The organism is Streptomyces sp. NPDC058758 (genome assembly GCF_042746075.1).
Lineage (GTDB): Bacteria > Actinomycetota > Actinomycetes > Streptomycetales > Streptomycetaceae > Streptomyces.
The window spans coordinates 1-13,228 of the sequence record NZ_JBHYPS010000015.1; the positions used below are offsets into that span (position 1 = coordinate 1).

12 protein-coding genes and 1 rRNA gene are annotated in these 13,228 nt (G+C 73.0%); 3 read left to right on the forward strand and 10 right to left on the reverse strand.

From position 1 onward, the window contains the following. Nucleotides 1–135 precede the first annotated feature (135 nt). Nucleotides 136–252: ribosomal RNA gene (gene rrf, locus ACFW6A_RS19420) — 5S ribosomal RNA — on the forward strand. Between the two features lie 91 nt (nt 253–343). Here the strand turns inward: rrf and ACFW6A_RS19425 are convergent. From ACFW6A_RS19425 to ACFW6A_RS19440, 4 genes are read right to left on the reverse strand one after another with little or no spacing between them, the layout of a single operon-like run. Next, nucleotides 344–1,018: a response regulator gene (locus ACFW6A_RS19425; RefSeq protein ID WP_386641615.1), complete on the reverse strand. Its 675-nt coding sequence runs from the start codon at nt 1,016–1,018 to the stop codon at nt 344–346. Next, nucleotides 1,015–2,265, reverse strand: a complete 1,251-nt coding sequence (locus tag ACFW6A_RS19430) for a sensor histidine kinase (protein ID WP_386641618.1) — start codon at nt 2,263–2,265, stop codon at nt 1,015–1,017. The genes ACFW6A_RS19425 and ACFW6A_RS19430 overlap by 4 nt, the downstream gene beginning before the upstream one ends. 13 nt (nt 2,266–2,278) lie before the next feature. Then, nucleotides 2,279–3,061 (reverse strand): ABC transporter permease, encoded by a 783-nt coding sequence (locus ACFW6A_RS19435; RefSeq protein ID WP_351844216.1) that lies wholly within the window; start codon nt 3,059–3,061, stop codon nt 2,279–2,281. Beyond that, nucleotides 3,058–3,963 carry an ATP-binding cassette domain-containing protein gene (locus ACFW6A_RS19440; protein WP_386482492.1) on the reverse strand — a complete coding sequence of 302 codons (906 nt, stop codon included), beginning with the start codon at nt 3,961–3,963 and terminating at the stop codon, nt 3,058–3,060. Before ACFW6A_RS19440 ends, ACFW6A_RS19435 begins: the two co-directional genes overlap by 4 nt. Nucleotides 3,964–4,108: 145 nt before the next feature. On the opposite strand from ACFW6A_RS19440, the gene ACFW6A_RS19445 reads away from it, so the two are divergent. Then, complete coding sequence (locus tag ACFW6A_RS19445; protein ID WP_351844212.1) at nt 4,109–4,669, forward strand: GNAT family N-acetyltransferase; 561 nt, start codon at nt 4,109–4,111, stop codon at nt 4,667–4,669. A gap of 73 nt (nt 4,670–4,742) precedes the next feature. Here ACFW6A_RS19445 and ACFW6A_RS19450 read toward each other — a convergent pair whose 3' ends face one another. The 6 genes from ACFW6A_RS19450 to ACFW6A_RS19475 are packed head-to-tail and all read right to left on the reverse strand — an operon-like array spanning nt 4,743 to nt 11,745. After that, nucleotides 4,743–6,236 carry a type VI secretion protein gene (locus tag ACFW6A_RS19450; protein ID WP_351844210.1) on the reverse strand — a complete coding sequence of 498 codons (1,494 nt, stop codon included), beginning with the start codon at nt 6,234–6,236 and terminating at the stop codon, nt 4,743–4,745. Nucleotide 6,237: 1 nt separating this feature from the next. Next, the gene (locus ACFW6A_RS19455; RefSeq protein WP_351844208.1) at nt 6,238–7,635 is read right to left on the reverse strand and encodes an ATP-binding protein; all 1,398 of its coding nucleotides are present in this window, start codon (nt 7,633–7,635) and stop codon (nt 6,238–6,240) included. A 20-nt stretch (nt 7,636–7,655) separates the two neighbouring features. Beyond that, nucleotides 7,656–9,209: an SCO6880 family protein gene (locus ACFW6A_RS19460; RefSeq protein WP_351844206.1), complete on the reverse strand. Its 1,554-nt coding sequence runs from the start codon at nt 9,207–9,209 to the stop codon at nt 7,656–7,658. Next, on the reverse strand, nt 9,206–10,570 hold the full coding sequence (locus ACFW6A_RS19465) for a hypothetical protein (RefSeq protein ID WP_386482498.1): 1,365 nt from the start codon (nt 10,568–10,570) through the stop codon (nt 9,206–9,208). Before ACFW6A_RS19465 ends, ACFW6A_RS19460 begins: the two co-directional genes overlap by 4 nt. Further along, nucleotides 10,560–11,384: a hypothetical protein gene (locus ACFW6A_RS19470; RefSeq protein WP_386641623.1), complete on the reverse strand. Its 825-nt coding sequence runs from the start codon at nt 11,382–11,384 to the stop codon at nt 10,560–10,562. The genes ACFW6A_RS19465 and ACFW6A_RS19470 overlap by 11 nt, the downstream gene beginning before the upstream one ends. A gap of 52 nt (nt 11,385–11,436) precedes the next feature. Further along, on the reverse strand, nt 11,437–11,745 hold the full coding sequence (locus tag ACFW6A_RS19475; protein ID WP_351844234.1) for a hypothetical protein: 309 nt from the start codon (nt 11,743–11,745) through the stop codon (nt 11,437–11,439). A gap of 339 nt (nt 11,746–12,084) precedes the next feature. On the opposite strand from ACFW6A_RS19475, the gene ACFW6A_RS19480 reads away from it, so the two are divergent. Beyond that, complete coding sequence (locus ACFW6A_RS19480; protein ID WP_386482504.1) at nt 12,085–13,125, forward strand: NlpC/P60 family protein; 1,041 nt, start codon at nt 12,085–12,087, stop codon at nt 13,123–13,125. Nucleotides 13,126–13,228 lie beyond the last annotated feature (103 nt).

Here is a 13,228-nt window from a genome sequence, read left to right on the forward strand (position 1 = left end):
CGGATGTGGAAGCCCAGTAATGGGTGGAGCTGACCGGTACTAATAGGCCGAGGGCTTGTCCTCAGTTGCTCGCGTCCACTGTGTTAGTTCTGAAGTAACGAACTCCCATGCCGGTTGAGTTCAACTTCATAGTGTTTCGGTGGTCATAGCGTTAGGGAAACGCCCGGTTACATTCCGAACCCGGAAGCTAAGCCTTTCAGCGCCGATGGTACTGCAGGGGGGACCCTGTGGGAGAGTAGGACACCGCCGAACAATCATTGTGGGAAAGCCCCGCACCCTTGTGGTGCGGGGCTTTCCTGCGTTCCAGGGCATTTCCGTGCCGGGGAAATTCCCCGGGCGCCTTTTACGCCGGCTTCACCAGCTGGGCGTCGTAGGCCAGGATGACCGCCTGCACGCGGTCCCTCGCCCCCGTCTTCGCGAGGATGCGGCCCACGTGGGTCTTCACGGTGGATTCGGCGAGGTGGAGGCGTTCGGCGATCTCCGTGTTCGTCCAGCCCTGGCCGATGACCGTGAGGATCTCGCGCTCCCGCTCCGTCAGCGACGCCAGGCGGGGGTCGTCCCGCCGGACCGGGGCGGGGGCCGTGGGGCCGGCGGGCAGGTGGTGGACGTACGTGTCCAGGAGGCGGCGGGTCAGGCTCGGGGCCACCACCGCGTCGCCGGCCGCGACCGCGCGGACGCCCGCGAGGAGCTCCTCCGGCTGGGCGTCCTTCACCAGGAAGCCGCTCGCGCCCGCGCGCAGGCCGTCGTACGCGTACTCGTCCAGGTCGAACGTGGTGATGATGAGGACGCGGGTGCGGGCGCCCACCGCGATGATGCGGCGGGTCGCCTCGATGCCGTCCAGGCCCGGCATGCGGATGTCCATCAGGGCCACGTCCGGATGGAGTTCGGCGACCTGGCGGACGGCCTCGGCGCCGTTCGCCGCCTCCCCGACGACCGTCATGTCGTCCTGGCTCTCCAGGAGCATGCGGAAACCGAAGCGCTGCATCGGCTGGTCGTCGGCGATCAGAACCGTCGTCACGGGCGGGAATCCTCCGGAGCGGAAGCAGGTACGGAAGCCGTGGGGATGCGGAGGCGGACCTGCCAGCCGGCACCCGACGGCAGGGGGCCGCAGTCGAGTGTGCCGTCGTAGAGGGCCGCGCGCTCGCGCATTCCGGCGAGACCCTGCCCCTGCCCGGCGGGAACGGCGGCGGACGGCGTGCCCGTGTCGGTGACGGTGACCCGTACCGCGTCCTCCTCCGCCACCAGACGGACGGTGGCCGTGGCGCCGGGGCCCGCGTGCTTGAGCGTGTTCGTCAGGGACTCCTGGACCACCCGGTAGACCGTCAGCTGGGCGCCCGGCGGCAGTGGCGGCAGCGGCGCGGGCAGGTCCGACACGACCGGCAGGCCCGCCTCGCGCACGCCCGCCAGGAGGGAGCCCAGGTCCTCCAGGGTCGGCTGCGGAGCCCGCGCGGCGGCCGGGGCGTCGTCGGGGGCGGACAGGACGCCCAGGAGGCGGCGGAGCTCGTCCAGGGCCTGGCGGCTCGTCGTACCGATGGCGTCCAGGGCCTGCGCGGCCCGCTCGGGGCTCTTCGCCGCCGCGTACCGGCCGCCGTCCGCGAGGCCCGTGATGACCGACAGGTTGTGGCCGATGATGTCGTGCATCTCCCGCGCGATCCGGGCCCGTTCGGCCGCCGCGGCCAGCCGGACCTCCTGGTCGCGCTCGACCTCCAGGCGCCGGGCCCGCTCCACCAGACTCGCCGTGTGGTCGCGGCGGGAACGGACCGTGATGCCGGCCAGGGCGATGAAGACGTACGCCCACAGGGCCGAGGTGACGTGGATGTGCCACGACCCGCCGTCGAAGCGGAGCGCGCCCGTGACCACCGGGACCACCAGCAGGGCGAAGGCCCACAGCAGCCGGCGCGGCGGACGGGCCAGGGCGATGTGGAACAGCGGGAAGACCTGGAGGTACGCCGCCTGGAGGAACGCGCCGGACGCCTCGCTCACGAACGCCGCCACCGCCATCACGGCGAGGACCGTCGTCGGACGGCGGCGGCGCGCGTACAGGGGGAGCGAGAGGGCGAGGCTGAGGACGACCACCAGGCCGGTGGGGACGGACGGGTCCCGGGCCACGTTCCGCCAGCCGCCCGAGGCGTCCACCAGGGCCGCGACCGTCCAGAAGGACGTGAGCGCGCCGTCCCAGAGCCACGGGCGGGCCGCGTCGGCCGCCCGGACCCGGGTGAAGAGCTGGTGCGTCCACCGGCTGGGGGCCGTCGTCTCCGTCGTCATCCGGCCATCATCCTCATACGTCCCGGCGGCGGAGCAACACCGCGGGCACCGCGAGCGCCGCCGCGGCCCACAGGACCAGGGCCAGGAGCGCCGCCCCCGCCGAAGGGGCCCCGGGCAGCGGTGACGCGGAGCCGAGGACCCCGGCGGCCTGGGTGGGGAAGTACCGCAGCGCGGTGTCGACGGCGTCGTACGGGAGCATCCCGGCGACCTCCGGGAGGACGAGGACGCCGCCGATGAACGCGCCGAGCGCGCCGGGCACGGAGCGCAGGGCGGCGCCGAGCCCCAGGGCGAGCAGCGCGAGCAGGGCGAGGCCGGCGGCGTTCCCGGCGAGGGCCGCGAGGACGCCGTCGTCGGTGAGGGAGGCGGCCTGGTCGGTGTCGTCGAGGAAGACCTGGGCCGTGAGGAAGGCCGCCAGGTTGGTGAGGAGGCCCAGGACGAGGACGGTGGCGCCGAGGACCGCGGCCTTCGCCCCCAGCACCGGCAGCCGGGCGGGGACGGCGGTGAAGGTGGCGCGGGCGAGGCCGGAGGAGTACTCGCCGGCGGTGACGAGGATGCCGAGGACCGCGAGGCAGACGCCTCCCAACCGCGAGCCGTACAGCGTCAGCACGACGACGTCCACGTCGGAGTCCCCGCCGCCCGAGGTGTACGTGCCGCCCATCAGGAGCGCGACGCCGAGGACGAGCACGACCGCCGCCAGGACCGTGATCCAGGTGGAGCGGACCGTCCACAGCTTGTGCCACTCGGAGCGCAGCACGCCCGACGGCGTGACCCGGTGGGGGAAGGTCGCGGTGGTCATGCGGCTGCTCCCTGGTACTCGACGGAGTCGTGGGTGAGGTCCATGAACGCCTGCTCCAGGGACGCGGTCTCGGGGGTGAGGGCGTGGAGTTCGACGGCGTGGACGGCGGCGATCCGGCCGATCGCCGGGGCGTCCAGGCCGGTGACCCGGAGGGCGTCCGGGGCCTCGGCGGTGGCGCGGGCGTGCGCCGGGAGGAGGGTGCGCAGGCGGTCGGCGTCGGGGGTGACGACGAGGACGGAGGCCGCGCCGGCGTCCCGTACGAGCTCCGCGACGGTGGTGTCGGCGAGCAGCCGGCCCCGGCCGATGACGACGAGCCGGTCGGCGGTCAGCGCCATCTCGCCCATCAGGTGGGAGGAGACGAGGACCGTACGGCCTTCGGCGGCGAGGGAGGTGAGGAGGGTGCGGACCCAGCGGACGCCCTCCGGGTCCAGGCCGTTGACGGGCTCGTCGAGGACGACGGCGGCCGGGTCGCCGAGGAGGGCGGCGGCGATGCCGAGGCGCTGGCCCATGCCGAGGGAGAAGCCCTTCACCCGGCGGCCCGCGACGTCCGCGAGGCCCGTGACGCCGAGGACGTGCTCGACGCGGGACCGGGGGATGCCGTGGGTGTGCGCCAGTGCCATCAGGTGGTGGAAGGCGGTGCGGCCCGGGTGGAACGAGCGGGCGTCGAGGAGCGCGCCGACCTGGGTGAGGGGCGCCGGATGGGACGCGTAGGAGCGGCCGCCGACGGTGGCGGCGCCGCGGGTGGGGGCGTCGAGGCCGAGGATCATGCGCAGGGTGGTGGACTTGCCGGCGCCGTTGGGGCCGAGGAAGCCGGTGACGGTCCCCGGCCGGACGGTGAAGGAGAGGTCCCGGACGACGGTCCGCTCGCCGTACCGCTTGGTGAGTCGCTCTGCTCGGATCATGGCTCCGACGCTACGGAGCGGGCGGGGCGCGGGCGTCCGACCGTGGTCGGCAACGGGCCGGGCGGCGTCGTACCGGGGTACGACGGGGCGGCGCTGAGCTGGGAATTCCCTTGTGGCGCGGGGCGGTGGCGGGTGAGGATGCCGCATGAACTTCGAGATCCGCACCGTCCTGGCCGACGAGTGGGAGCAGGTGCGCGAGCTGCGGCTCGCCGCGCTGCTCGACCCCGTCGCGCACCTCGCCTTCCTGGAGACCCACGAGGACGCCGTCGCGCGTCCGGACGACTTCTGGAAGGAGCGGACGGCGAACGGTTCGACGACCGGCGGCGGGCGGGTGCGGCAGTTCGTCGCCGAGGCGCCGGACGGGCGCTGGCTGGGCAGCGTGACGGTGCTGGTCGAACGGCCCACGGACGAGGTGCGGTTCGGGAATCCGGCGAAGGTCGACCAGACCCACCTGGTGGGCGTCTACGTGCGGCCCGAGGCGCGGGGGACCGGTGTGATCGACGCGCTGTTCCGGGCGGCCGTGGAGTGGTCGTGGACCGTGGAGGGGATCGAGCGCGTCCGGCTGTACGTGCACGAGGAGAACGCCCGGGCCGCCGCCTTCTACCGGCGGTACGGCTTCGTCGCCTCGGGCGAGCGGGTGCCGGTGCCCGGTGGCACGGGCGCGTACGAGGACGAGTACGAGCTGCTGAGGCCGGCGGGGGCGTAGGGACCGTCCGGCCGCGGTACGCCGTCCGGCTGCGGTACGCGGGCGGGCCCGGGGTTCGGCGCCGGTGCCCCGCTCACGGGCTGAGGGAGTGGTCCGGCCAGCGGGCGCGGGACTGCTCGGGGGAGCGCATCAGGGCGAGGCCGGGGAGGCCCAGGCGGGGGCCGTCGGCGAGGAGGCGGGGGAGCTCCGGGATCGGGGCCACCGCGGCGACGTCGTCGAGCACCAGGGTGAGTGGTGGGTCGAGCCGACCGTCGGATGACCGTGCGGCCATGCGGCGGCCGTGCTCGACCACGTGCGACGCGAGCGCGGTGAGGAGGGGCATCGCGCCCGGGTGGGTGCGCGGATCCTCGATCGGTTCACCCACCACGTAGAGGGTGCCCCCTTCGGCGAGGAAAGATGCCAGGGCCAGCGAATCCGTTCGATTCGGGGTGCAGGCCTCGCGGATGTGGACCGAGGAGAATGCCGAGAAGGCACGGGCCGTCAGTTCCTGGGCCAGGCGCCTGGTGTCGGGGTGGGCGGTGAGCGCCGCTTCGAGCAGGCCGGCCAGTCCGGAGGCGGCCTTCGGGTGGCCGCGCAGGACGCGTACCGGCTCGTGGGCGTCGGTGCCCTGGGCCCAGCGGTGGACCTGGCGGAAGGGGCGGCCGTCCACGGCGGCGGCGTGCAGCCAGCAGCGCAGGAGCGTTTCCGCCGTGGTGGCGGTGGCCGCGTCGAGCCGGGCGTGCGGGCGGACCGGTGCGAGCAGGGCGGCGGCGCGGGCCTGGGCGGTGTCCGGGTCGGCGCAGCCTTCCGCGGGGGACCAGTGGAGGCGGGCCGGGGTGTCGCAGAGGTGGCCGGGGTCGTAGACGAGGACCGGGCCGAGCTTGCCGCGCACGTCCTTGGTGTCGGCCCAGACGGTGGGGTCGGAGGTGACGACCAGGACCGGTCCCTCGGCGTCGGCGATCGCCTGGACGGCCAGCGGGCGGCGGGTGTCCGGCGGGCCGTAGACGGTGCCGGGGGGCTGGGCGGGAACCGGGAGCGGGGCGGGGCCGGGGGCCGGGTCCGGCTGCCGCTGCGGTGCCGTGGGGGTGGTCTTCCGTATCGGTGCGGGGGCGGGCTCGGGGGCGGGCCCCTGTGCCGGAATCGGGGCCGGGTCGCGCACCGGCGTCGGTGTCGGCGTCGCAGCCGGCTCCGGGGCCGGTGCCGGCGCGGGCTCGGCGTACGCGCCCGCCCTGCGGTGGGCGCGGACCGCGCGCCAGCGGGCGAAGGTGCCGAGGAGGAAGACGGCGAGGACGGTGAGGACCATCGCCTGGCCGATCACCAGGCCCCAGAAGAGGCCGTAGCCGGACAGCTGGCCGGGCGGGGTGGCCGGCCAGGCGGCCGGCAGGTCGGTGGGCGCGGTCGCGAGGGCGCGGAGGGCCGGCGGGGTGCTGGTGAGCGTCACCCCGTCCGGCCAGGCGCCGTGCGCGAGGAACGCGGACAGTCCGGTCGCGGACCAGACGAGCAGGGCCAGGCCGAGGACCAGGGCGAAGAGCCCGACCAGGAACCCGTCCGAGACGCCGCCGCCCTGCCTCTGCCGTGCCTCCGTCACGTCACGCCACCGTCGACTGCGAGCTGTCGTCCAACTGGCGCTCCCTCAGCAGCGCCCGCTGCTCGGTCTCCCACTCCAGGTCCGGGTCGACGGAGCCCGAGGACTCGGTCATGGCGCGGTCGGTGTAGACGAGCGGGCGTTCGCGTTCGGTGATGAGGTGCTTGACCACCTGCACGTTGCCGTTGACGTCCCAGACGGCGATGCCGGGGGTGAGGGTCGGGATGATCTCGACGGCCCAGCGGGGCAGGCCGAGGACGCTCCCGGTGTGGCGGGCCTCGTCGGCCTTCTGGGCGTAGACGGTCCGGGTGGAGGCCATCTTGAGGATCGCGGCGGCCTCCTTGGCGGCCGCGCCGTCGACGACGTCGGAGAGGTGGTGGACGACCGCGACGAAGGACAGGCCGAGGCGGCGGCCGAACTTGAGCAGGCGCTGGAACAGCTGGGCCACGAAGGGGCTGTTGATGATGTGCCAGGCCTCCTCGACGAGGAAGATGCGCTTCTTCCGGTCGGGGCGGATCCAGGTGTGCTCCAGCCACACGCCGACGATCGCCATGAGGATGGGCATGGCGATGGAGTTGCGGTCGATGTGGGAGAGGTCGAAGACGATCAGGGGCGCGTCGAGGTCGATGCCGACGGTGGTCGGGCCGTCGAACATGCCGCGCAGGTCGCCGTCGACGAGCCGGTCGAGCACCAGGGCGACGTCCAGGCCCCAGGCCCGTACGTCGTCTATGTCGACGTTCATCGCCTCCGCCGACTCGGCCTCCGGGTGGCGCAGCCGCTCGACGATGTCGGTGAGGATCGGCTGGCGTGCGGTGACGTGCTCGTTGACGTGGGCGTGGGCGACCTTGAGGGCGAAGCCGGAGCGCTCGTCGAGGCCGTGGCCCATCGCCACCTCGATGATGGTGCGCAGCAGGGCGAGCTGGCCGGTGGTGGTGATGGCGGGGTCGAGCGGGTTGAGGCGGATCCCGGCGTCGTTGGCGACCATGGGGTCCAGGCGGATGGGGGTTATCCCCAGCTCCTGGGCGATGAGGTTCCACTCGCCGACGCCGTCCTCGCCCTGGGCGTCGAGGACGACGACCTGCCGGTCGCGGAAGCGGAGCTGGCGGAGCACGTACGTCTTCTCCAGCGCCGACTTGCCGTTGCCGGACTCGCCGAGGACGAGCCAGTGGGGGGCGGGGAGCTGCTGTCCGTACAGCTGGAAGGGGTCGTAGACGTAGCCCTTGCCGCTGTAGACCTCGCGGCCGATGATCACGCCGGAGTCGCCCAGACCGGGGGCGGCGGTCGGCAGGTAGACGGCCTGGGCCTGGCCGGTGGAGGTGCGCACGGGCAGGCGGGTGGTCTCCACCCTGCCGAGGACGAAGGAGGTGAAGGCTTCGGTGAGGACGGACAGCGGATCTCGCATCGGTCGGTGCCCCTTCGGCCCTAGCGGCGGATGCCGGTCGCGAACGGCAGGGTGTTCACAAAGGCCCGGTGGTGCTCGCGGTCGCACCACTCCAGCTTGAGGTACGACTTGCCGGCGGAGGCCCTGATCGTGCGCTTGTCCCGGGCGAGGGCCTCGGGCGAGCGCGCCGATACGGTGATGTACCCGACGAGGTTGACGCCTGCCGCGCCGCTGGCGAGATCTTCACCCCGCTGGTCGAGCCGGCCGTGGGCGGCGATGTCGCGGGGGTCGACGGTGCGGTTCATCTTGGCCTGGCGGGAGGCCTCGGCCTCGTCGTTGGTCTTCTCGGTGAGCATGCGCTCGATCGCGACCTCGGTGGGCTCCAGGTCCATGGTGACGGCCACGGTGCGGATGACGTCGGGGGTGTGGACGAGGAGCGGGGCGAGGAAGTTCACGCCGACCGGGGTCATCGGCCACTCCTTGACCCAGGCGGTGGCGTGGCACCAGGGGGCGCGGGTGGAGGACTCGCGGGTCTTGGCCTGGAGGTAGGTGGCCTCCATGGCGTCGAGTTCGGCGGGCCAAGCGTTTCGTTTCGTCATGGCCTGGATGTGGTCGATCGGGTGGTCCGGGTCGTACATGGAGTGGACCAGGGAGGCGAGCCGGGACTGGCCGAGGGGCTGGCGGACCCGGATGTCGGCCTCGGTGAGGCGGGCGCAGATGTCGGTGAGCTCGCGGGCCATGACGACGGCGAGGCCGCCGTCGCGGTCGAGGCGGCGGGCGCCGGTGGCGTGCTTGGTGGCGTGGGCCATGGCGTTGGCCTCGGCGGCGAGGTCGCGGGTGTAGTGCATGCAGGCGACGAGGTAGGCGCGGTGCTGCTCGCTGGAGGTGGAGACCATCGACTGGAGCTGGTCGTAGGACTCCTGGAGCCAGGCGGGGGCCTGCGGGTCGCCGCGCTGGGCGACGTCCTTGGCGTGTGCGTCGGGGTCGGCGGGGAGGGTGCGGGCGAGCATCTGGAGGCGGGTGACGAAGCCGTCACCGTTGGCCACGTGCTTGAGGAGGGTGCCGAACCGGTCGACGAGGGCCTCCTGGTCCTCGGAGTCGCGCAGGCCGACGCCGGGGCCCTCGATCTCGATGGCGGCGGTGACGGTGCGGCGGTCGGCGTGCAGCAGGACGGCGATCTCGTCGGGGCCGAAGGGGGCGGCGAGCCAGCTGACGCGGCCGATGCCGGGGGGCGGGCCGACCTCGACCTCGCGGCCGTCGAGGCGGGTGCCGGCCTCGACGGCGGTGGAGCGGTAGGCGGTGCCGCGCTTGAGCATCCGCTTGTAGCTGCGGTTGATCTCGAACCACTTGTAGAACGTGCGCTGCTTGTACGGGAGGTACACGGCGGCGATCGCGAGCATGGGCAGGCCGGCGAGGAGCGCGATCCGCAGGGGGAGGAGGGGGACGAGGAGTCCGCTCATCATGCCGAGGAAGGCGCCGACGACGATCAGGGCGATCTCGCCGGTCTCGCGGTTCTTGCCGACGATCGCGTTCGGCCGGGCGCGGCCGATGAGATACGTGCGGCGGGGCGTGACCGGCTGGGACTGGGTCGTCAACGCCCTGCACCTCCTGCTCCTGTGTTCTTGCGGTTGCTGTGCGGGGTGCCCGCGGTGGGGCTGCTGTTGCGGGGCGGGGGCGTGGCGCCGCCGCCCTGGGGGGTGCGGCTGCTGTGGGCGGCGACGCCGCCGGAGAGCTGGTTCGCGGGGCGGGGGGCGGCGGAGGAGGACGGGCCGCCGCCGGAGCCGCTGTCGCGGGTGCTGTGGGTCTTGATGCCCTGGGAGACGAGGGAGGCGGGGGAGGAGATGACGGCGGCGGCCGCGTTCTCGCCGGCGCGGTGGAGGCGGTTGTTGCGGGAGGCGGCGATCTCGTCGCCGAAGCCGGGGACGAAGCGGTAGATCATCGCGGAGGAGAAGATGGCGAGCAGGATGATCGCGAGGCCGGAGACGACGGCCGAGAAGGAGTCGGGGCCGGTGCCGGAGGAGAGGGCGCCGGCGAGACCGAGGACGATCACGATGATCGGCTTGACCAGGATGACGGCGATCATGATGCCGGCCCAGCGGCGGACGTGGCCCCACATGTTCTTGTCGACGAGGCCGGAGTAGACGACGACGCCGAGGAGGGCGCCGACGTAGAGGAGCACGGCGCGGAGGAAGAGCTCCAGGTAGAGGACGCCGGCGGCGAGGACGGTGACCAGGCTGACGATGATCAGCATGATCGGTCCGCCGCTGATCGAGTCGCCCTTCTGGAGGGCCTCCTTGAAGGCGCCGAAGAACACGTCGGTCTGCTGGCCGGTGCCGGAGGCGATGACCTCGGTGATGGCGTCGGTGGCGTTGACGACGGTGTAGAGGATCAGCGGGGTGAAGGCGGAGGCGAGGACGGTCAGCCAGAGGAAGCCGACGGCCTCGGAGAGCGCGGTGGTGAGCGGCACGCCGCGCATGGCGCGCTTGGCGACGGCGAGCAGCCAGAGGAGGACGGTGAGGAAGGTGGCGGCGGCGAACACGACGGCGTAGCGGCCGAGGAACTCGGTGTTCGTGAAGTCGACCTCGGCGGTCTCCTTCACCGCCTTGGAGAGGTAGTCGATGACGGCCACGGCGGCGTCGGCGCAGCCACGGGCGAGGGAGGTGAGGGGGTCGAGGGCGGAGGCGGGGTCGTTGACCGTCCCGGACGGGGAGCCTCCGCCACCGGTGCCACCGGTGCCCTGGCCTTCGCAGTAGTCCCGGGCGGTGTCACTGAGCAGCTCGCACGGGTTGGAGCTGTTGCTCGGCGCGGGAGTGGCGGTGCCCGAGGGGCCGGTGGGAGGTGTGGGCGTGGGCGTGGGGTCGGCGAGGGCACGGCCCGCGAGGAGGACGACGGCCACCTGGGCGGAGCCCAGTACGGCGGCGGCGCGGGTGAGGAGGGCGGCGGGCCTACCGGGCATAGGTGAAGCCTCCGAACTGTTCGACGGCGTCTGCCATGTCCTGGGCCGAGGAGGCCCGCTGGTCGCGGCCGACCGGGACCGGGCCGTCCTTCTGGCGGAAGTCGGCGATCTTCCAGTCGCCGCCGGTCCAGAGGAGTTCGTACGTCTTGGTGTACCAGGCTTCGGAGACAGGGTTCTTCGACTGCTCCCCGGCGAGGCCGAACAGGTACGAGTGCCAGACGGACACCGTCGCCCGTTCCGGCGTGTACGTCTCCACCTTGGTCCCCACGGGGACGGTTCGGGCGACGAAGGTGAGGCCCTGGGGGGCGGTGCCGTTCTCCTGGAGGCCGATGCGGCCCAGGAGCGCCTTGTCGCCGTACCCCTTGTCGAGGTCGGCGACGCGGGCGTCGGCCACCTCGGGGGCGTACACCGCGCGTACCAGTGCCTCGCGGGGGCCCCGCTGGTACATGTCCGTGGAGCCCAGGGCCACCGCGTAGTTGGCGGCGGCGGACTGGGCGCCTTGTTCGTCGTGGGCGTAGCCGGTGGGGACGGTGCCGTTGGTGCCGGTGACCGGGCGGGTGCCGGTGGGGGCGGTGGCGGCGGACTTGCCGGGGGAGGTGGTGGAGGGGGAGGCGTCCGACGGGTCGCCGCCGCGGTTGGCGAGGGCGATGGCGGCGACGAGCAGCACGACGACGCCCACGCCCATGAGCAGGGAGCGGGAGCCGCGGGCGGGGCGTCGGGTGCCGCCGTGGACGTCACCGGTGTTGCCCTCGGGCAGGCGGGTACGGGTCTGGCCCGAGCCGCCGTAGCCGTCGTGCTCGTCGCCGGGACTCATGCCGGGTACGCCCCCTCGTTCGTTCGTGGATGGGACCGCGGGTGACGCGCGGTCAGATCGCCATTCCGTAGACGATGGTGAAGAGCGTCCCGAGGGATCCGATGATGAAGACGCCGGTGAGGCCGGCGACGATCAGGCCCTTGCCCTGTTCCGCGCTGAAGGTGTCGCGGAGCGCGGTCGCGCCGATGCGCTGTTTGGCCGCGCCCCAGATGGCGATGCCGAGGCAGAGCAGGATGGCAATGGCCATCACGACCTCGATCATGATCTTGGCTTCGGCGCCGAGGCTCCCGAAAGGACCCCAGTTCGGGGCGATTCCACCGATGATGGTGGTGATGTCGCCCTTCTCGGCCGCCAGGTACATATAACTCACCGCCCCTGTCGGGTCGTTGGTCACCCCTGCCGGACGGCATGGGGCATCACCACTATCTTCGCTGATGAAACCGCCCGCGTGTGACGGCTTGGCGGCTCTCTTTACCCGATTCCCGCACACGTGACCGGTCCGACCGTCTTGACCTGCGGTGGTACGGCCGGATTCCATGCGAAGAAGCGTATGGTCACTCTGTGTATCACGGAGGGTGACTCCGGGCAATGATTGTCGTTGTTGCACTCTTGGGGCCGCGTCGGGCGCGCGCCGTTTCCGGGCGGGGGCACCCCGCCTAGACTGGCGCTCCGGGGCGTACTGCCAGGAACCGAGGGGTGGTTGACGGTGCGTAGGGCGGGCAAGGCGTGGCTGCTGACCGGCGGGGCCTTCGGGCTCTGTGCCGGCTTCCTGGCCCTGCTCCTGGTCGGCACGTACGCGGCGGCGGCCGGCTTCCTCGGCGGCGCGGGTTCCGCGGCGACCGGGACGGTGGCGTTGGCCAAGGGTTCGGTGCCGACGATGTACCAGGGGCTCGTGCAGCGCTGGGGCAACCTCTGCCCGGCCATCAACCCGGCGCTCCTGGCGGCGCAGCTGTACCAGGAGAGCGGCTGGAACCCGCGGGCGGTGTCGCCGGCGAACGCCCGGGGCATCGCGCAGTTCATCCCGGGCACCTGGGCGAGCCACGGCGTCGACGGGGACGGGGACGGCGACCGGGACATCTGGGACCCGCAGGACGCGATCCCGTCCGCCGCCTCGTACGACTGCGCGCTGGCGGGGTACGTGAAGGACGTCCCGGGCGATCCGGCGAGCAACATGCTGGCCGCGTACAACGCCGGGGCCTACGCGGTCATCAAGTACCGGGGCGTCCCGCCGTACAGCGAGACGCGGAACTACGTGCGGATCATCCGGTCGCTGGAGAAGAGCTTCGCCCGGCCGCAGGGCCGGCTCGCCCCCTCGCAGCAGGCGGCGGGCGCCATCCACTACGCGCAGGGCAAGCTGGGCACCCCGTACCTGTGGGGCGGCACCGGCACGGCGGCGCAGGGCGGGCGGTTCGACTGCTCGGGGCTGACGCAGGCCGCGTACGACGCGGTGGGGATCGAGCTGCCGCGCGTGGCCAACGACCAGTACAACGCGGGGCCGCACCCGAGCCGGGACGAGCTGCTCCCCGGCGACCTGGTCTTCTTCTCCGACGACCTGACGAACTCGCGGGCGATCCGTCACGTCGGCATCTACGTGGGCGGCGGCTACATGATCGACGCGCCGCGGACCGGGGCGGTGATCCGCTTCGACCGGATCGACACACCGGACTACTTCGGGGCGACCCGGGTCACCGAGGACGGCGCCGCCGCCCTCCCGACCCGCCCGCCGGGAACGAGGGCGTGAACGGACGGTCCGTCCGGCCGGAACTCTCCGTCAGGCGTGGGCCCTGAGCTGCGGGGGCGCGTCACTCTTCGGTAACGTCGTCATGATCCACCGGAGACGGCGG

What these genes read in the sequence shown, in the direction of transcription:
- ACFW6A_RS19430 (WP_386641618.1), bottom strand. Translation starts at nt 2,265, where the DNA reads ATGACGACGGAGACGACGGCCCCCAGCCGGTGGACGCACCAGCTCTTC.
- ACFW6A_RS19435 (WP_351844216.1), bottom strand. Translation starts at nt 3,061, where the DNA reads ATGACCACCGCGACCTTCCCCCACCGGGTCACGCCGTCGGGCGTGCTG.
- ACFW6A_RS19440 (WP_386482492.1), bottom strand. Translation starts at nt 3,963, where the DNA reads ATGATCCGAGCAGAGCGACTCACCAAGCGGTACGGCGAGCGGACCGTC.
- ACFW6A_RS19445 (WP_351844212.1), top strand. Translation starts at nt 4,109, where the DNA reads ATGAACTTCGAGATCCGCACCGTCCTGGCCGACGAGTGGGAGCAGGTG.
- ACFW6A_RS19455 (WP_351844208.1), bottom strand. Translation starts at nt 7,635, where the DNA reads ATGCGAGATCCGCTGTCCGTCCTCACCGAAGCCTTCACCTCCTTCGTC.
- ACFW6A_RS19465 (WP_386482498.1), bottom strand. Translation starts at nt 10,570, where the DNA reads ATGCCCGGTAGGCCCGCCGCCCTCCTCACCCGCGCCGCCGCCGTACTG.
- ACFW6A_RS19470 (WP_386641623.1), bottom strand. Translation starts at nt 11,384, where the DNA reads ATGAGTCCCGGCGACGAGCACGACGGCTACGGCGGCTCGGGCCAGACC.
- ACFW6A_RS19475 (WP_351844234.1), bottom strand. Translation starts at nt 11,745, where the DNA reads ATGTACCTGGCGGCCGAGAAGGGCGACATCACCACCATCATCGGTGGA.